Raw genomic sequence first — 16,778 nt, 5'->3', positions numbered from 1 at the left:
CTCGGGGCTCAGCCTGCGGGGCCCCGGGCCCAGCAAGCGGCACTCGGGCCATTTCGACGGCATGGGTTGTTCTCCCCATCGAGAGGATGTCGCCCGACCCAATAGCCTGGAGCGTGGAGGTTGTGCCGTGGGGATGATGCTGCCGGATGAACTGATCTGGGTGATGGAGAAACTGGGCTTCGACTGGCCCGACATCGATGAAGACGAACTTCGTCGTGCCGGGGTGATGATCTCGAACTTCCGCGGTGACCTCGAGAGCAAGATCCAGCAGATGGATCGCAAGGTCAACGGCGACATGGTCGCGGCCATGCGCGGGCAGGCCGGCCCCGCCTACGTGAGCGCCTGGAACACCAACCGCTCGCAGAACCTCGAGAAGCTGCTCGACCTGCTGCACCCGGTGCCCGGCGGCATCGACATCGCCGCCGACGTGGTCTTCGGCCTCAAGATCAAGGTGATCGCCGACGTGACCACCACGATGATCACCCTGGTCGGAATGCTCACCAACCCCGTCACCGCTCTGGGTGCGGGTCCGATGCTGCTGATCAAGAAGAAGCTGCTCAACGCGGCGGTCGACATCGCCGTCGAGCAGCTGATGAACCAGCTCCTGCCCATGGCGATCGAACCGCTCGCCGAGCAGCTGCCTCAGGTCATCGCCGCCGCCCTCGAGTCGCCCATCGTCGAAGCCGTCGCCGGCGACCCCGACGAGTTCTACGCCGACCTGCAGGCGCTCGAGCAGGCCGAGGGCGAGATGGAGCAGCACGCGTCCGACGTCGAGACACTGACAGCACAGCTCATGGCCGACCTGTCGAGCCTGAACATCACGGGAGGCTGACCATGGGACACCCGCTGAAGAACGCCGTCGAGCCTCTGCTGAGGGCACTCGACGACACTCCCATCCATGTCAAGCAGCTCGCCGAGATGTTCCGCAAGCACGGCGCGAACTCCAAGCGCAACGGCGTCGAGATCACCGACCTCGACGACAAGGACGTCGTGCCCGACGGGCTGCAGAACGGGTGGAAGAAGGACGGGCCGACGCCCAACGAGATCGTCGGCGCCGGGAAGGGCAACCGGCCCGATCCGTCGGAGTACCTCGACGAGGACTACATCGCCACGCATCTCGACCAGTTCACGGGCGGCGCGACCCGCATCTACAAGACCGACAGCCTGCTCGACTGGGGCCCCGGCAACAACCAGGTGCCGGGCAACGCCACCAACACCGCCTACGTCTTCCCCACCGACAAGCTCAATGAGCTGATGGACCAGGTGAACAGCCCGCAGGATCTGGCCCACGCGCTCGGCCTGCCGAGCAACTTCTTCGACGGCGGCGACGTGCAGTTGCGCGACTTCGGCCCCGATGAGCTCTCGGGTCTGAGCATGCCCAGCGGCAATGAGGGCGGGACCGACGCCGACAAGTGGATTCCCGGCGGGTACCTGCCCAGCGGCATCCCCGAAGCCGTGATCGACATCCCGCATGACGCGACCGGCTGGAACAACGGCGACGGTGTGCTCGACCAATCGCGTTGGCCCGGTAGCTGGCGGAGTCTCGACCTGTGAACGCCCGCGATGCCAGGGCATTCGGCACCAGCGCTCTTGAGCAGGGCGCCCTTCTGCCTGCGGATGCACGCGACCTGATCGTACGCTCCCAGGCCGTTCCGCCCGGTGCGACAGACGCAGCAGGCGACGGGTGGCTGGCGACGAACGTTCCCGTGCTGGTTCGCGGGCAGGCCAGGATCATCCCTCTGGCGTGGTGGGGTGCTGCAGACCACGGCTACAACCCCTACGCCGAGCCGGCCCAGATCACCTCTTTCGCCTCGCACGTCCAGGGCGCCGCTCTGCACCGTGCCGGGCCGTGGAGCGAGATGGACCTGTCGGCCGACAGCGACGACAGCATCGGCTCGTACCGAGCCGCGCTTCGCGATGCCGGTGCCACCCGCGCCGACTGCTGGGCGTACTCGGATTCGCTGGGTGTGGCCCTGGTGTGGGCGGGCAGCGAAGCTGAGGGAACCCGGTCGCTCGGGCTACACCTCGTGCCCGCCGGATGGGTGCTCAGCCGGCTGGCGGGCGACCCCGTCGATGACGTCGATGTCGGCTGGTCGTGGGCCGACGTGATCGCCCTGGCAGGCGCGGGAGCCGTCTGAGCCGGCCGATGAGGTTGCAGGGCGCCGAGAAGTCAGAAAGGCACCTGCCGGATGCCCGGGAGGTGCCTTTTCGACCTCTCGCCGGGGCTCGGGACTCAGCCCGCGCCGTCCGACGCCGTCAACTCCTCGAGCGCTGCCACTCCGCGGTCAGCGCGTCGCGGTTCGGGCGGGCGCCCTCGGCGAGACGAGCGAGCAGCCAGTCGGCGTCGATCTGCATGAAGTAGCGGAAGAACACGTCCAGCGACTCGGCAGTCACCGTGCGGTCGGGCACGAGCATCCGGATGCCGCCGTCGACCGACCACACCGCGGCCGTCTCGCGGTCGACGATCACCACCCACGACCAGCCGGGAACCCGCACGTCGGGCGTGACGCCGTCGATGATCTCGCTCAGGCGCGAGCCGCGCCGAGCCGTCACATCGGCGGCGTGCGAGCGCATGTCGTCGCCGGCGGCGACGCTGTCGCGGTCGACGTGGATGCGGATCTGGCGGCGGAACATCGCGGGTGGCCGGGTCAAAGGGTGCCGGGTTCAGAGGGAGGTTCGCGGGGTCTCGCCCGCCTGCGCGCGCTCGGCGACCAGGGAGGCCGGATCCGAGGCATCCGCACCGAGCCGCCCGCGCGAGAGCTTGTTCACGATCAGCGCGATCGCGCCATCGCCCGTGACGTTGGTCGCGGTGCCGAAGCTGTCGAGAGCGATGTAGGCCGCGAACATGAGACCCACCTCGGCCTCGCCGAAGCCGAGCATCTGCACCAGCAGCCCGGCAGCCGCCGCGATGGCCCCACCAGGAACGCCGGGGGCGGCGATCATCATGACCGCGAGCATGAGGATGAACGGCAGGTACGAGCCGAGGCTCACGTCTCCGTCCGAGAGGAGCAGCACCGCGATCGAGAAGCACGTGATCTTCACCATCGAGCCCGACAGGTGGATGGTCGCGCACAGCGGAATGACGAATCCGGCCACGGCATCGGTCACCCCGTTGCGCTTCGCGGACTCGAGCGTGACGGGGATCGTCGCCGCCGACGACGACGTTCCCAGGGCTGTGACGTACGCGTCGCGCATGCCCCACAGGGCCTTGAACGGGTTGACGCCCGCGATCGCGCCCGCGGCCGAGTACTGCAGCAGAAGCACGACGAGCGTGAGCGCGAACGACACGACCACCACGAGCAGGAACTTGCCGATCACGTCGACGGCCGAGCCGCTGTTCGACAGCTCCATGAAGATGCCGAAGATGTAGATCGGCAGCGCGGGCACGATGATGCGGCGGATGAGCCCCTCGACGATCGTGCGGAACTCGATCGCACCCTGCAGCACCACGCCGCCGCGCATCGCGGTGAGCCCGATGCCGACGACGAATGCGAGCACGAGCGCCGACATGACGTCGATCACCGGCGCGAGCACGATCTCGGTCGCCCCGCCGCTCGCCTCGCCCACGACCGAGAAGTACGGAGTGAACGCCGACGACTTCTCATCGAAGATGACCGAGTCGGTTGCGCTGAGTGACTCGGTGAACAGCCACCGGCTCACGAAATAGGCGAGCAGGCCGGCGAGCACCGTCGATGCGTAGGCGATGCCGGCGGTCAGGCCGAGCCACTTGCCCGCGCCCCGCCCCAGCTCGGCGATCGCCGGCGTGACGAGGCCGAAGATGATCAGCGGCACCGCGAAGCCGAGCAGGCCCGAGAAGATCGAGTTGTACGTCAGGAAGACGTTGCCGAGCCACACCGGCATGACCGGCCCGACGAGCACGCCCAGCACGATCGCGATGACGATCCAGGCCAGCAGCGGAAGACGGAAGAGCTTCATCGGCATCCTTCATAAACGGCCGGCCGAGACGATCCCGACCTGGCGCGTTCCGGGGAACAGCGCCCCAGACATCGTAACGATGAGCGGCGCTCGTACCCCTTGCGGGCGCGTGGTGGGCGGTCGGTGAGCACGCGATCGTACTCGTCTATCACCGCGCTCACGATGGCGCGCCGTCCGAGTCGGTCGGCGGCACCGCTCGCGCCGGGGGCGTCGGACCCGGCCGATAGTGTTGCAAGGCAGGACGAGACGTCGTGACGAATGTGTGGGGAGACACCGGAATGAATGCTGTGGCGCGCATCTACGCAGCCAGCGAACTGGGGGTGCTCGCCGTCACCGCACCCGGCGATGCCCACCCGCGCGTCGAGTACATCGGCGGCGAGCTGTTCGTCGGCCTCGACGAACCGGCGGGATCGGCGGTCACACAGGGGCAGGTCGAGACCTGGACCCGCGCGTTCGCCGACGTGATGGCGGATGCCGTGGCATCCGCCGGACCCGTCCCCGCCGGCGACGACGGGATGATCCTCATCGAAGACGAGGTGGTCTCGGCATCCGTGCTGGTCTCGCCCGGCCGCATCCCGGCGGATGCCCTGGCGGGCGCACCCGTGCTGTTCGCTCTCGCCCGCGATCAGGTCGCGATCGTGGGCGCCGACGACGAGGCCGCGGTGGCGCGTGTGCTCGACCTCGCCGAGCGGCTCTACGACCAGGGCGGTCCGCTGGTCAGCGCTCATCCTGTGGCTCTGACCCCGGCGGGGTGGGAGCGCTTCGACTGGATCCAGCGGTATCCCGCGCTCGAGATGCGCATCGAGCGCGTGCTGCGCTTCTTCAGCGTGCGCGCTTACGAACGACAGGGCGAGGCGCTGCAGCGTCCTGACGTGCGCTTCCTCATTCCGAAGACCCGGATGCTCGAGACCGGCGTCACCACCACGTTCGCGGCCTGGCCGAAGGGGGTCGCGTCGCTGCTCCCCGTCGTCGACAACGTCATCATCGCCGACAGGTCGGGCACACTCAGCGTCGCCACGTTCGACCAGTTCCTCGACGCCGGCGGAGACGCCATCGTGCGCACCGGGCTGTCTCCCGTACGGTACTTCATCCCCGGCGAGGCGCCCGAACCGGAATGATCCGACGGGGTGCGGGTGCGGTCGTCTAGGCTCCGAGCCATGAGCGATCAGCGCACCGTCCTCCTGCACGTCTCCGACCGCCCGGACGACATCGCGCGCGCGATCGGCATCGCGCACACCCTGCACGACGCGCGGCCGGAGTACAGCATCCGGATCATCGTCAACGGACCAGCAGTCCGCGGCGCGACCCGCGATGCGGATCCGCTCGAGGTGCCGGGGTTCGCCTCGATCGAGATCTGCGAGGGCGGGCTGCGCGGCCGCGGCATCCCGGTGGACTCACTGCAGCCGGGCGTTGTGACGACGGCGTCGGCCGCCGTCGCAATCGCGGATGCCCAGTTCGACGGCGCCGCGTACAACCGCGTCTGACCACCGCAGAGGCGACATCGCTCAGTCGCCTGGTTCCCGAATCCAAATCGATTTGGTACCCTGGAGTGCATCACTTCTCCGAGGAGCTTCATGCCTGATCTGACGTCGCTGCACCGGCACACGACACTCGTCCGTCCCGAGCGCATCCTGCTGCCGTCCGGCCCCGTCTGCGATCACGCGGTACTGGTCGAGAACGGCATCATCACCGACGTCGGCCGGGTCGAGAAGTTCGCTGCCTGGGAGGGACAGACCATCGATCTGCCCGGCCGGATGCTCATGCCGGGCTTCATCGATGCGCACCACCACGTCACTCAGACGTTCGGCAAGTCGCTCGTGTTCGGTGAGCCGTCTGAGATCTTCCGTCGAGTGTGGGTTCCCATGGAGCGCAACATGGACGCCGAGGCCATCGACGTGGCAACCCGCCTCGCCGCGTGGGAGTCGATGCGCGGCGGCTTCACCACCGTCGCCGATGCCGGCACCCGTGCCACCGCCGACCTCTCCGTTGTGGCGACCGCCGTCTCGGACATGGGTCTGCGCTGCGTGCTCGGCGCCATCTGCAACGACCTGCAGGGTGAGACCCGCATCCCCCTCGATCAGGTCGAGACCGGCGCGCGCGAGCATCTCGCCCGATGGGACGGCGACGACCTGATCCACCCATCCCTTGCGATCTCGATCCCCGAGGCTGCAACCGACGAGGCGCTCGTCGCTGTCGCCCGGCTCTCGCGTGAAGCCGGTGTGCCCTTCCAGATGCACGTCAACGAGCACCTCGCCGCGATCGAGCGCTCGCTCGTCGCCACCGGCAAGCGTCCGATGGAGCGCCTGGCGGACATCGGCGCACTCGGCCCCGAGCTGCTCGCCGCCCATGCCACCATGCTGACCCCGCGTGAGATCCACCTGCTGCTCGACGCCGGAGGAGCCATCAGCTACAACCCCGTCGCGAGCGCATGGAAGGGCAACGCGGTCGCCCCCGCGCTGCTGATGCACGAACTGGGTGTGCGCATGGGGCTCGGAACCGACGGCACCCGCAGCGACGCCTTCCGCCTGCTCGACGCGGCCGAGTCTGCTCAGCGTCTCACCCACGCCCTCGCGACCGGCGACTCCTCCGCCGGCGGCGGCTGGACCTGGCTCGAGACCGGCCTGCAGGGTGGCGCCGACGCCGTCGGCCTCGAGGGTCGGGTGGGCGCGATTGCGCCCGGTGCCTATGCCGACCTGCTCGTGCTCGATCTGCGCGTACCCGAGCTCGTCCCCTCGTGGGATCCGCTGTGGGAGCTCGTGCGTCTCGGAAACCGCGACCTCATCGAGTCGGTCATCGTTCACGGCCGGCTTCGCGTGCAGAAGGGTCAGCTCGTCGACGCCGACGGCGACGCCCTGCTCGACCTCGCCCGCGAGACCGCCGAGCGGGTGGTGCACTCGTCCCCGATCGTCACCGTCGACCCCCGCGCCTCCGAGCACCGGATCGCTCGGACGGAAGCCACGGCATGACGCTCACCGCATTCATCATCATCGGCCTCACCGTCCTGGTGTGCGCCTTCGTTCAGGGCGCGACCGGAATGGGATTCGCGATGATCGCGGCCCCGGTCGTGACGCTGCTCGACCCGACCCTGATCCCCGTCGCGATCCTGCTTCTCATGATCCCGCTCAACGGCTACATCGGCTTCCGGGAGCGCACCGCCATCGACTGGCGCGGCGTGAGATGGGTCAGCCTGGGCAGGTTCGCTGGCACCTTCCTCGGCCTGTGGATCCTCTTCATCGTGAACCTGCAGCAGCTGTCATTGCTGATCGGGTGGTCGACCGTGCTCGCCGCGGCCGTCGCGCTGGTGGCACCCGCGTTCGACCCGAACCGCACCGGTCTGGTCGTCGTCGGGCTGATCACCGGCATCACCGAGACCTCAACGGGTGTCGGCGGCCCGCCGCTGGCCCTCGCATTCCAGCACAAGGCGGCCCCCGTGCTGCGGTCGACGGTCGCCCTCTGCTTTCTCGTGGGCGAGGTCATCTCGGTCGTGGTGCTGGCGGTGAGCGGCAGGTTCACGCTCGGCACGCTGCTCGCAACCGCCGCTCTGCTGCCGTTCCTCGCCGTCGGCTCGTGGGCGAGCCGGTTCGTGCACCACCGCCTCGACGGCCCGCTGCTGCGCTACATCGTGCTCGGCTTCGCCGTGGTCTCGGGCGTCGTGGTCATCATCCAGGCGTGGTAGGCGGCAGACTGGAGCGGTGCCCGACATCCCGCCCCACCCGACCGCGTCAGCGCGCATCACCATCGCTGATGTCGCTCGCGAAGCGGGCGTGTCGCGAACCACTGTCTCGCATTCGTTCAGCCGCCTCGGTCACGTCAACGACGAGACCCGTTCACGGGTGCTCGAAACCGCCAAGCGGCTCGGCTACCGCCCCAGTGTCCGTGCTCAGCGCCTGCGCTCCGGCAGGTCGCAGGCGATCGCCATCCTCTCGTCGATGCCGTCCGCCGTCTCGGCAGGCGTATCGCGCCTCGGGTTCTTCACCGAGCTCGCCGTCGGCTGCGCCGAGACCGCGCTCGTGAACGGGTACACGCTGGTGCTGACGCCGCCCGACCAGCAGAATGTGCTCGATCGTCTCGATATCGACGGAGCCATCCTGCTCGAGCCGGTCGAATCGGATCAGCTGGCGTCCGAGCTCACCACGCGGGGGATCCCGTTCGTCACGATCGGCGCCGCTCTCGGACCCGACAACGTCGACCTGCATCACGACGAGACGGCGCGACTGCTGTTCGAGCACTTCGCCGAGAGGGGCGCCCGCGCCCCCGGCATCCTGATCGGCTCCAGCGGACGGGAGTCCCAGCGCATCTTCCATGAGCACTACCTCGCCCTCGCCGCCCGAGAGGGCTTCCCCCCTGTCGTCGCGATCGTTGACGAGCGGAAGGGCGAGAGTGCGGGGGCAGCCGCAACAGAGCGGATGCTGGCGGAGCACCCCGAGATCGACGCCATCGGCGTTCCCGTCGACGCCTTCGCGACCGGAGCGGTGCGCGCCGCACAGGCGTCCGGCCGCGTCGTCGGCGACGACCTGCTGATCGCAACCCGCTACGACGGCGTGCGCGCACAGACGAGCACGCCGGCGCTGACCGCCTTCGATCTGCACCTGAGCCAGGTCTCGTCCGCCGCGGTCTCACTGCTGCTGCAGAGGCTCGGCGCGGTTCCCCACGCCGAGCCCGCAGCGCCTCCGCTGCCCACGCTGCGCCCGCGGGCCTCCACCGCGGGCTGAATCCGGCTCAGATCCGGTAGTCGCCGGGGCGACGCTTCACCGTCTTGATGATGCTGGTGTTGACGCCGGGCTTGGCCTCCCCCGCGGAGTCGGCCTTCTCGTCATCCGCCCTGTCGCGACGGCCCGTGTGGGTGAACAGCAGGTTCAGCGCGACACCGACCGCAGCGCTCATGGCGACACCGCTGCCGAGAAGCGACGCCACGGGGCCGGGCAGCTGCGCGTACATCCCCGGGATCAGCACCGGCAGCATCCCGATGCCGATCGCGAGGGTGGCGGTGATCAGGTTGCCGTTCTGGTGGAAGTCGACTCGTGCGAGCATCTGGATGCCGAGCACGGCGATGATCGCGAAGACCACGACAGCGGTTCCGCCGACGACCGGAGCCGGGATGCCGCCGAGCAGGCGCGCCAGAGGGCTGAAGCCGATGACGATGAGGAACACGCCGGCGAATGCCGTGACGTAACGGCTGCGCACACCGCTGGCGCGCACGATGCCGACGTTCTCTCCGCTGGTCACCATGGCGGGGGTGCCGAAGAGGCCGCCGATCATCGTGACCACGCCGTCGGCGCGGATGACACGCGGCACGTCGCGCACCGGACGCACCTCTCGTCCGACGATCTCGGAGTTGATGACCGTCTGCCCTGTTGCCTCCGCCATCGAGGCGAGGCTCCAGACCAGCATCGGGATGGCGGCGACCAGGTTGAACTCCGGTGGACCGAACGGCATCAGCGTCGGCACCGAGAACGCCGGACCCTCGACGTGTTCGGCGAACGTGGTCATGCCGAAGAAGGCGGCGAAGATCGTGCCGCCGATCAGGCCGATGGCGACCGAGAGCTGGCGAAGGATGCCAGGCAGGAAGCGGTATCCGAGCACGGTCAGCACGATGGTGACCAGCGCGAGCAACAGGTTCATCGGGTCACCGAAGTCCTCCTGACCGGGGCGTCCGGTGATGAGAGTGCCGGTGACGCCGATCAGGTTGATGCCGATGACGACGACCATGCTGCCTATGACGAGCGGCGGGAAGTACTTGAGCACCTTGACGAACACGGTCACGGCGAGGATATAGAACACGCCTGTGAGGATGACCGCTCCGACCGCGGTCTGCAGATTCGTTCCCTGCGCGGTGGAGATGAACAGGATCGTCGCGGCGCCGCCGGGAAGCATGACGAACGGAAGCCGCACGCCGATAGCCCAGAGCCCCAGCGACTGCAGCAGCGATCCGAGGCCGCTGAAGACGAAGACCGCGGTGAGGATCGCCGCGGTGACCTCATCCGACAGATTCAGCGATTTGCCGATCAGGAAGACCGATGAGATCGGCGTCGCGATCATGACCAGGATGTGCTGGATGGCGAAGGGGATGAGCCGGCCGACCGGCCGGAACTCGTCGACGGGGTGCACGGCACCCTCTGCGGCCTGCTCGGTCTCCGCCGGGGAACTCTCTGCCATCGCGCCTCCTCCTTGAAGCATCCAAATCGATTTGGTTAATCTCCCACGAGTCTCGCTTCGTGTCAACCCCTCACAACGCCTAGGCGACGTGCGCCCGCCTCTCAACCCCCTGTGCCGATGCCTGAATCCGCGCCATTGTGGAGGCTTCGACGCAGATTCGACGCGAAGGGTGCGATGCCATGACTCATACCGACGAGCACAAGAAGGTCGCAGAGCTGATCAAGGACTTCCGGTTCGCGATGTTCGTCACGCAGGATCCCGACAACGGCAAGCTGGTCGCGCACCCGCTCACCGTGCAGGAGGCCGAATTCGACGGCGACCTGTGGTTCCTCGTGTCGAAGGTCGCCGGCCCCATCGCTGACCTGGTGCCGGATGCCCCGGTGAACGTCTCGTTCAGCGGCGACTCGTCGTGGGTGTCGCTGTCGGGCACCGCTCGGCTCATCGAGGACCGGCAGAAGATCCGCGAGCTGTGGAACCCGATGGTCGAGGCGTGGTTCCCCGAAGGACCGGACGACCCTGCGGTCGGCGTGCTGAAGTTCGACGCCGAGTCGGCCGAGTACTGGGACAGCCCCGGCGGCAAGATCGCCACGGCCTTCAGCTTCGTGAAGTCGAAGATCACCGGCGAGCGCTACGACGGCGGCGACAACGCGACCGTGGAGCTCTAGCACCCTCGTCGCTGCCGCGGGGCGGCGTCATAACTCAGGAGATCCAGCCCTGTCCGGCCGGCTTGCGGGCGTTTCGGGCGGTTTCGGGCGCAGTTCTCCTGAGTTATGACCGTGCGGCCGCCACGCGACCGGCTCAGCGGCGCAGCGCCGCGCGCACAAGGTCGGCGTTGCCCGCGGCAGGAGTGCCGTCGGGCAGGGCGAGCGTGTCTTCGAGGCCGATCCGCGAATCGAACCCGTGCGCGCGGGCGAGATCGATCGCGGGCCACGTCGAGCGCTCCTCGCCGTGCAGAAGGATCGGCATCGTCGGCTCCGCCGCCCGTACGGCCGCGGCCAGGGCATCCGCCCTGCTGCCGACGTCCACCGCAGGCAGGTCGGGCAGCTCGATGAGCACGCGCAGGCACCGGCCGCGCACCGGCGATGCGCGCCAGGCGTCCGCGCCGGCTTCGTGCCAGATGCCGGCCTCGATCGCCACGCCCCGACTCAGCAGCAGATCCGCGAGGTCATCCGCGCCCTCTTCGTGCCAGTTGACCGAAGCGTAGTCGGGCAGCTGCGTCCATCCCCCGATGGCAGACAGCCGGGATGCCGGATCGCCCGGCCCCTGCGGCGAGACGCGAGCCCACTCGCCGGTCGTCACCCCGAGCGGGACACCGGGGCAGGCGCGGCGGAAGGCCAGCACCCACCGATCGACGTCTGCCGGCGCGATGCTGTCACGACCCCGCTCGTCTTTGGGATGCAGATGGATCTCGCGGGCGCCGGCGCTGAGGGCATACGCCGCATGCGCTGCCATCCGGGCTGGTTCGGTGCTCAGCTCCGGATGCGCGGACGATTCGCGAGCTCCGTTCACGCAGACCTGCAGCATGCCTCGATGCTAGACGCCGAGCACGAGACCTCGCGTCTCGCCGGTAGACTGGCGTTGCCCGCCGGCCCCTTTCTCTTGGAGTGCGCGTGACCACCCCGAACACCCCCACCACCCACGTTCCCGACTCGGTCGAGAACGCCATCGCGACTCCTGAGAAGGAGCAGCCGTACGGCGCCCTCGGACTCAAAGACGACGAGTACGCCCGCATCAAGGAGATCCTGGGCCGACGCCCCACCTCCGGCGAGCTCGCCATGTACTCGGTGATGTGGTCTGAGCACTGCTCGTACAAGTCGTCGAAGAACTACCTGCGCCGCTTCGGCCAGAAGGTCTCGGACGAGATGAAGGAACGGCTCATGGTCGGCATGGGCCAGAATGCCGGCGTCGTCGACGTGGGCGAGGGCTGGGCCGTCACCTTCAAGGCCGAGTCGCACAACCACCCCAGCTTCATCGAGCCTTTCCAGGGCGCCGCAACCGGCGTCGGCGGCATCGTCCGCGACATCATCTCGATGGGTGCGCGCCCGGTCGCGGTGATGGATGCCCTGCGCTTCGGCGCCATCGACCACCCCGACACGCCGCGCGTCGTGCACGGCGTCACCAGCGGCATCAGTTTCTACGGCAACTGCCTGGGCCTTCCGAACATCGGCGGCGAGACGGTCTTCGACGCCGTCTACCAGGCCAACCCGCTCGTCAACGCCCTCGCGGTAGGCGTGCTGCGCCATGAAGACCTCAAGCTCGCCAACGCCACCGGCGTCGGCAACAAGGTCGTGCTGTTCGGCGCCCGCACGGGCGGCGACGGCATCGGCGGCGCCAGCATCCTGGCATCCGACTCCTTCGACTCCACCGGCCCGACCAAGCGTCCCGCCGTGCAGGTCGGCGACCCGTTCGCCGAGAAGGTGCTGATCGAGTGCTGCCTCGAGCTGTACAAGCTCGAGCTGGTGGAGGCCATCCAGGACCTGGGCGCGGCAGGCATCTCGTGCGCGACCAGCGAGCTCGCCGCGAACGGCAACAGCGGCATGCACGTCTCGCTCGACAACGTGCTGCTGCGCGACCCGTCGCTCACCGCCGAAGAGATCCTGATGAGCGAGTCGCAGGAGCGCATGATGGCGATCGTCTCGCCGGAGAAGCTCGACGCGTTCCTCGAGATCGTCGGCAAGTGGGAGGTCGAGACCAGCGTGCTCGGCGAGGTCACCGGCGACGGCCGCCTCGTCATCGACTGGCAGGGCGAGCGCATCGTCGACGTCGACCCGTCGACCGTCGCCGTCGACGGCCCGGTCTACGACCGCCCCGTCGCGTACCCGACGTGGATCGACGCGCTGCAGGCGGATGCCGCAGAAGACCTTCCCCGTTCGAACGACGCCGACGTGCTGCGCACGCAGTTCCTGCAGCTGCTCGGCTCGCCGAACCTCGCCGACACCAGCTGGATCACCAACCAGTACGACTACTACGTCGGCGGCAATACGGCCCTCGCCTTCCCCGACGACGCCGGCATGGTGCGCGTCGACGAGGAGTCGGGCCTCGGCTTCGCCGTCTCGACCGACGCCAACGGCCGCTACTGCCAGCTCGACCCGTACGCGGGTGCCCAGCTGGCCCTCGCCGAGGCGTACCGCAACGTCGCCGTGACGGGCGCCACCCCCACCGCTATCACCGACTGCCTCAACTTCGGCTCCCCCGAGAACCCCGAGGTCATGTGGCAGTTCGGGCAGACCGTCGACGGTCTGGCCGACGGATGCTACGAGCTGGGCACCCCGGTGACCGGCGGAAACGTCTCGTTCTACAACCAGACGGGCGACGTGCCGATCCACCCGACCCCGCTGGTCGGCGTGCTCGGCATCATCGACGACGTCTCGCGTCGCATCCCGTCCGGCTGGCAGGACGCCGGCGACAACATCTACCTTCTCGGCGTCACCTCGACCGAGCTGTCGGGCTCGGCCTGGGCCGACGTCGTGCACGACCACCTCGGCGGTCTGCCGCCGAAGGTCGACCTCGCCGCCGAGCGTCGTCTCGCCGGCCTGCTCGGTGCCGCCCGCGAGGAGTGGCTGATCTCGTCGGCGCACGACATCTCTGAGGGCGGCCTCGGCCAGGCCCTCGCCGAGGCCGTCATGCGCTTCGGCGTCGGCGCACGCGTCTGGCTGACCGAGCTCATGGAGCGGGATGGCGTGGATGCGGCGACCGCGCTCTTCTCGGAGTCGACCGGCCGCGTGATCGTGACCGTGCCGCGCGAAGAGGACGTGAAGTTCCGCGGGCTGTGCGAGGGTCGCGACTACCCGGTGCTGCGCATCGGCGTCACCGACACCGAGCCCGCCCTCGAGGTGCAGGACGTCTTCACCATCTCGGTCGACGAGCTGCGCGAGACCTCGCGGGGCACGCTGCCCGCGGTGTTCGGCCCGACCGTCACCGAGCCGGTCGCGTGACGAACGTGCCGACCGACGAGGACTACGGCGATCTCGGCGAGCGCCGCAGCCGCCGCATCCGGATCGTCGCGTGGATCACGATCGGCGCACTGATCATCGGCGGCGGCGGGGTGACTGCGCTCACCCTGCTGTTCGGCTGACCCGGCCGAACGCCCCGGCGGCCGCTCCTGCTGCCGCGCGGTAGGTTCGGAGGCATGCGATCCGACGGCCGCCGGGCCACCCTTCAGGACATCGCCGACCGTCTGGGCGTGTCCCGCTCGACCGCGTCTTTCGCGATCACCGGGCGCGGCCGCGTCTCGGATGAGATGCGCCGCCGCGTGCTCGACGTCGCCGACGAACTCGGCTACCGGCCGAACACCGTCGCGCGCAACCTCCGCGGCGCCCGCACCGGCATGCTGGCGCTGCGCATCCCGCCGCACAGCACCACCATGTCGTACTACACCGAGGCGGCATTCGGCGTGGTCGAAGAGGCCGAGCGCGCGGGGCTGATCGTCTTCCTGCTCACGACCGATCCCGACCCCGAGCGGCTGCGCCACCTGCCCGCCGACGCGGTGATCATCCTCGACCCTGCCATCGACGACCCGGTGACCCACGCGATGCTGAACGGACGTGTTCCGGTCGTCACCGGAGAACCCGTCCCCGAAGGGCTGCCCGCCGGCAGCGGTGAGGTGATCAGCGACCACGACTCCGCCGTGCGAGAGCTGCTCGATCACCTCGTCGAGCGCGGCGCCCAGCGCCCGGCGATGGTCTTCCCCGATCTCAAGAATCACTGGGCCTTCACGGTGCGCGCGGTCTTCGAGTCATGGTGCGCCGAGCGCGGCATCCGCCCCCGCGTGGCCGAGGTGCCGCACCCGGCGAACCCGTCGCAGATCCACGCCGCCGTGGCCGATGTGCTGTCCGAGCATGACCCGGCCGACGCGATCCTCGCGGTGTCCGACGGCACCGTGCTCAGCATCGTCACGAGCGCGCAGCAGCTGGGGCGCCGGGTCGGTGAGGATCTGCTCGTCGCTGCCCTGGTCGACACCGACGTGCTTCCGCTGACCCAGCCGTCGATCACCGCTATCGACCTGCATCCTCGCGAGTTCGGCAGGCAGTGCGTGCGCGTGGCGATCGCCGCCATCGAGGCGGGCGACGCCCGCCAGGCCGGCGACGCACCACGTGCGCCGCTTCGCGAGATCGTGCCGGTCGCGGTCCGGCGGCGCGCATCGACGCTCGGGACTCGCGACAGCTGAAAGCACCTCACCGTCATAGTGACGACTCGTGCTTGTTCTGCTTTATCGATATTGCTACGCTGTCTCCGTTCGTCGGAGCGTCGGACGCCCCTCGGCCGACGCTCCGACGGCGACGATGACGTCGACCCGCGAAGCAGGAGCACCCGTGTCTCACGCCCCCGAGAACCAGATCCCACCCACTGAACTGACCGCGCAGGTCACCAAGGGCCGCTTCAAGCGCGTCCTCGGTGTTCCGTCGCTCGTGCTGTTCGGACTCGTCTACATGGTGCCGCTCACCGCGTTCACCACCTACGGCATCGTGACCCAGCTCACCGGCGGCCGGGTGCCGGCTGCATACGTCGTCACCCTCGTCGCGATGATCTTCACCGCGCGCTCGTACGCCCGCATGTCGATCGCCTACCCGTACGCTGGCTCGGCGTACATCTACACCCAGCAGAGCTTCGGCGGCGCGGTCGGCTTCCTCGCCGGGTGGGCGCTGCTGCTCGATTACCTGTTCCTGCCGATGATCAACTACCTCATCATCGGGCTCTACCTGAGCGACACATTCCCCGCCGTGCCCGGCTCCGTGTGGATCCTCATCGCGATCGCCCTCGTCACGGTGCTGAACATCGTCGGCATCGTCTCGGTCGCGCGCGCCAACTTCGTCGTCATCGCGGTGCAGACCGTGTTCATCGTCGCCTTCGCGGCACTGGCCATCGGCGCAGCGGCCGGGCAGGGCGTCGACCCGCTCGTCCCCTTCACCGGCGACGGCACGGTCGACGGCATCCTTCCTCTGTTCCAGGGTGCCGCGATCCTCTGCCTGTCGTTCCTCGGGTTCGACTCGGTGTCGACGCTGGCGGAAGAGGCGAAGGACTCCCGCCGCTCGGTGCCCCGCGCGATCATGATCGTCACCATCGGCGCCGGCCTGCTCTTCATCCTGCTCACCTACCTGTCGCAGGTCGCCTTCCCCTCCAACGAGTTCTCGTCGGCAGACACCGCGAGCATCGAAGTCGTCGCCTCCCTCGGTCAGCAGTGGCTCTCCGCCCTGTTCATCGCGGGCTTCATCGCCGGAAGCGTCGGATCGGCGCTCACGTCTCAAGCATCCGTATCCCGCATCCTGTTCGCCATGGGCCGCGACGGCGTGCTGCCCCGCCGGATCTTCGGCCGCCTGAGCACGCGCTTCGGCACCCCGACGATCCCGATCCTGCTGGTGTCGGCCGTCTCCCTGCTGTCGCTGGTCGCCGATCTGCTGACGGTCTCGAACATGATCAGCTTCGGCGCGCTCATCGCGTTCTCGTGCGTCAACCTGTCGGTCATCAAGCATCACTTCTTCGACCGCGGCGAGCGCAGCGGCTGGGACCTCGTGAACAATCTCATCCTTCCCGGCATCGGCTTCGCGCTGACGGTCTGGCTCTGGACGAACCTCACCGGCGCGAGCTTCGCGATCGGACTGTCGTGGCTGGCCGTCGGCGTCGTCGTCCTGATGATCGTCACGCGGTTCTTCCGCCGACCGACCCCGACCCTCGACCTGACGGAGTGA

Annotated in this window: 17 protein-coding genes; 13 read left to right on the top strand and 4 right to left on the bottom strand. The window is 68.7% G+C overall.

Annotated elements, in window-relative coordinates:
* The first annotated feature begins 133 nt into the window (after positions 1-133).
* The 3 genes from JOE67_RS09260 to JOE67_RS09250 are packed head-to-tail and all read left to right on the top strand — an operon-like array spanning position 134 to position 2,138.
* Positions 134-832 (top strand): hypothetical protein, encoded by a 699-nt coding sequence (locus JOE67_RS09260; RefSeq protein ID WP_204975306.1) that lies wholly within the window; start codon positions 134-136, stop codon positions 830-832.
* Positions 833-834: 2 nt separating this feature from the next.
* A complete protein-coding gene (locus JOE67_RS09255) occupies positions 835-1,554 on the top strand; it encodes a hypothetical protein (RefSeq protein ID WP_204975305.1) in 720 nt (239 codons plus the stop codon).
* Complete coding sequence (locus JOE67_RS09250) at positions 1,551-2,138, top strand: hypothetical protein (RefSeq protein ID WP_204975304.1); 588 nt, start codon at positions 1,551-1,553, stop codon at positions 2,136-2,138. The genes JOE67_RS09255 and JOE67_RS09250 overlap by 4 nt, the downstream gene beginning before the upstream one ends.
* Before the next feature lie 118 nt (positions 2,139-2,256).
* Here the strand turns inward: JOE67_RS09250 and JOE67_RS09245 are convergent, their stop codons facing one another.
* Together JOE67_RS09245 and JOE67_RS09240 are read right to left on the bottom strand one after the other, a co-directional pair.
* The gene (locus JOE67_RS09245; RefSeq protein WP_204975303.1) at positions 2,257-2,652 is read right to left on the bottom strand and encodes a hypothetical protein; all 396 of its coding nucleotides are present in this window, start codon (positions 2,650-2,652) and stop codon (positions 2,257-2,259) included.
* 12 nt (positions 2,653-2,664) lie between these two features.
* Complete coding sequence (locus JOE67_RS09240; RefSeq protein ID WP_204975302.1) at positions 2,665-3,936, bottom strand: dicarboxylate/amino acid:cation symporter; 1,272 nt, start codon at positions 3,934-3,936, stop codon at positions 2,665-2,667.
* A gap of 251 nt (positions 3,937-4,187) precedes the next feature.
* Between JOE67_RS09240 and JOE67_RS09235 the strand changes: the two genes are divergently transcribed.
* From JOE67_RS09235 to JOE67_RS09215, 5 genes are all read left to right on the top strand, one after another.
* Entirely contained in the window at positions 4,188-5,054 is an 867-nt protein-coding gene (locus tag JOE67_RS09235) for a hypothetical protein (RefSeq protein WP_338041549.1), read from the top strand.
* 39 nt (positions 5,055-5,093) lie between these two features.
* Complete coding sequence (locus JOE67_RS09230) at positions 5,094-5,420, top strand: hypothetical protein (RefSeq protein WP_204975301.1); 327 nt, start codon at positions 5,094-5,096, stop codon at positions 5,418-5,420.
* A 90-nt stretch (positions 5,421-5,510) separates the two neighbouring features.
* A complete protein-coding gene (locus JOE67_RS09225) occupies positions 5,511-6,902 on the top strand; it encodes an amidohydrolase family protein (RefSeq protein WP_204975300.1) in 1,392 nt (463 codons plus the stop codon).
* Positions 6,899-7,612 (top strand): sulfite exporter TauE/SafE family protein, encoded by a 714-nt coding sequence (locus JOE67_RS09220; protein WP_204975299.1) that lies wholly within the window; start codon positions 6,899-6,901, stop codon positions 7,610-7,612. The genes JOE67_RS09225 and JOE67_RS09220 overlap by 4 nt, the downstream gene beginning before the upstream one ends.
* A 16-nt stretch (positions 7,613-7,628) precedes the next feature.
* Complete coding sequence (locus tag JOE67_RS09215; RefSeq protein ID WP_338041548.1) at positions 7,629-8,648, top strand: substrate-binding domain-containing protein; 1,020 nt, start codon at positions 7,629-7,631, stop codon at positions 8,646-8,648.
* A 7-nt stretch (positions 8,649-8,655) separates the two neighbouring features.
* On the opposite strand, the gene JOE67_RS09210 is transcribed toward JOE67_RS09215, so the two are convergent.
* Positions 8,656-10,092: a uracil-xanthine permease family protein gene (locus JOE67_RS09210; RefSeq protein WP_204975298.1), complete on the bottom strand. Its 1,437-nt coding sequence runs from the start codon at positions 10,090-10,092 to the stop codon at positions 8,656-8,658.
* Positions 10,093-10,271: 179 nt separating this feature from the next.
* Between JOE67_RS09210 and JOE67_RS09205 the strand changes: the two genes are divergently transcribed.
* Positions 10,272-10,757, top strand: coding sequence for a pyridoxamine 5'-phosphate oxidase family protein (locus tag JOE67_RS09205; protein ID WP_204975297.1), 486 nt, complete (start codon positions 10,272-10,274; stop codon positions 10,755-10,757).
* Positions 10,758-10,890: 133 nt separating this feature from the next.
* On the opposite strand, the gene JOE67_RS09200 is transcribed toward JOE67_RS09205, so the two are convergent.
* Positions 10,891-11,616, bottom strand: coding sequence for a 3-keto-5-aminohexanoate cleavage protein (locus JOE67_RS09200; protein ID WP_204975296.1), 726 nt, complete (start codon positions 11,614-11,616; stop codon positions 10,891-10,893).
* An 86-nt stretch (positions 11,617-11,702) separates the two neighbouring features.
* Here JOE67_RS09200 and purL point away from each other — a divergent pair, with 86 nt between their 5' ends.
* From purL to JOE67_RS09180, 4 genes are all read left to right on the top strand, one after another.
* Positions 11,703-14,027 carry a phosphoribosylformylglycinamidine synthase subunit PurL gene (gene purL, locus JOE67_RS09195; RefSeq protein ID WP_204975295.1) on the top strand — a complete coding sequence of 775 codons (2,325 nt, stop codon included), beginning with the start codon at positions 11,703-11,705 and terminating at the stop codon, positions 14,025-14,027.
* Positions 14,024-14,167, top strand: a complete 144-nt coding sequence (locus JOE67_RS09190; protein WP_204977173.1) for a hypothetical protein — start codon at positions 14,024-14,026, stop codon at positions 14,165-14,167. The genes purL and JOE67_RS09190 overlap by 4 nt, the downstream gene beginning before the upstream one ends.
* A gap of 54 nt (positions 14,168-14,221) precedes the next feature.
* The gene (locus JOE67_RS09185) at positions 14,222-15,259 is read left to right on the top strand and encodes a LacI family DNA-binding transcriptional regulator (protein WP_204975294.1); all 1,038 of its coding nucleotides are present in this window, start codon (positions 14,222-14,224) and stop codon (positions 15,257-15,259) included.
* Positions 15,260-15,404: 145 nt separating this feature from the next.
* The gene (locus JOE67_RS09180) at positions 15,405-16,778 is read left to right on the top strand and encodes an APC family permease (protein WP_338041547.1); all 1,374 of its coding nucleotides are present in this window, start codon (positions 15,405-15,407) and stop codon (positions 16,776-16,778) included.

It is taken from the genome of Microbacterium esteraromaticum (genome assembly GCF_016907315.1).
GTDB classification, from domain to species: domain Bacteria; phylum Actinomycetota; class Actinomycetes; order Actinomycetales; family Microbacteriaceae; genus Microbacterium; species Microbacterium esteraromaticum.
This window is presented reverse-complemented; position numbering and strand designations above follow the sequence as displayed.

What these genes read in the sequence shown, in the direction of transcription:
- JOE67_RS09260 (WP_204975306.1), top strand. Translation starts at nt 134, where the DNA reads ATGATGCTGCCGGATGAACTGATCTGGGTGATGGAGAAACTGGGCTTC.
- JOE67_RS09255 (WP_204975305.1), top strand. Translation starts at nt 835, where the DNA reads ATGGGACACCCGCTGAAGAACGCCGTCGAGCCTCTGCTGAGGGCACTC.
- JOE67_RS09240 (WP_204975302.1), bottom strand. Translation starts at nt 3,936, where the DNA reads ATGAAGCTCTTCCGTCTTCCGCTGCTGGCCTGGATCGTCATCGCGATC.
- JOE67_RS09230 (WP_204975301.1), top strand. Translation starts at nt 5,094, where the DNA reads ATGAGCGATCAGCGCACCGTCCTCCTGCACGTCTCCGACCGCCCGGAC.
- JOE67_RS09225 (WP_204975300.1), top strand. Translation starts at nt 5,511, where the DNA reads ATGCCTGATCTGACGTCGCTGCACCGGCACACGACACTCGTCCGTCCC.
- JOE67_RS09220 (WP_204975299.1), top strand. Translation starts at nt 6,899, where the DNA reads ATGACGCTCACCGCATTCATCATCATCGGCCTCACCGTCCTGGTGTGC.
- JOE67_RS09210 (WP_204975298.1), bottom strand. Translation starts at nt 10,092, where the DNA reads ATGGCAGAGAGTTCCCCGGCGGAGACCGAGCAGGCCGCAGAGGGTGCC.
- JOE67_RS09205 (WP_204975297.1), top strand. Translation starts at nt 10,272, where the DNA reads ATGACTCATACCGACGAGCACAAGAAGGTCGCAGAGCTGATCAAGGAC.
- JOE67_RS09200 (WP_204975296.1), bottom strand. Translation starts at nt 11,616, where the DNA reads ATGCTGCAGGTCTGCGTGAACGGAGCTCGCGAATCGTCCGCGCATCCG.
- JOE67_RS09185 (WP_204975294.1), top strand. Translation starts at nt 14,222, where the DNA reads ATGCGATCCGACGGCCGCCGGGCCACCCTTCAGGACATCGCCGACCGT.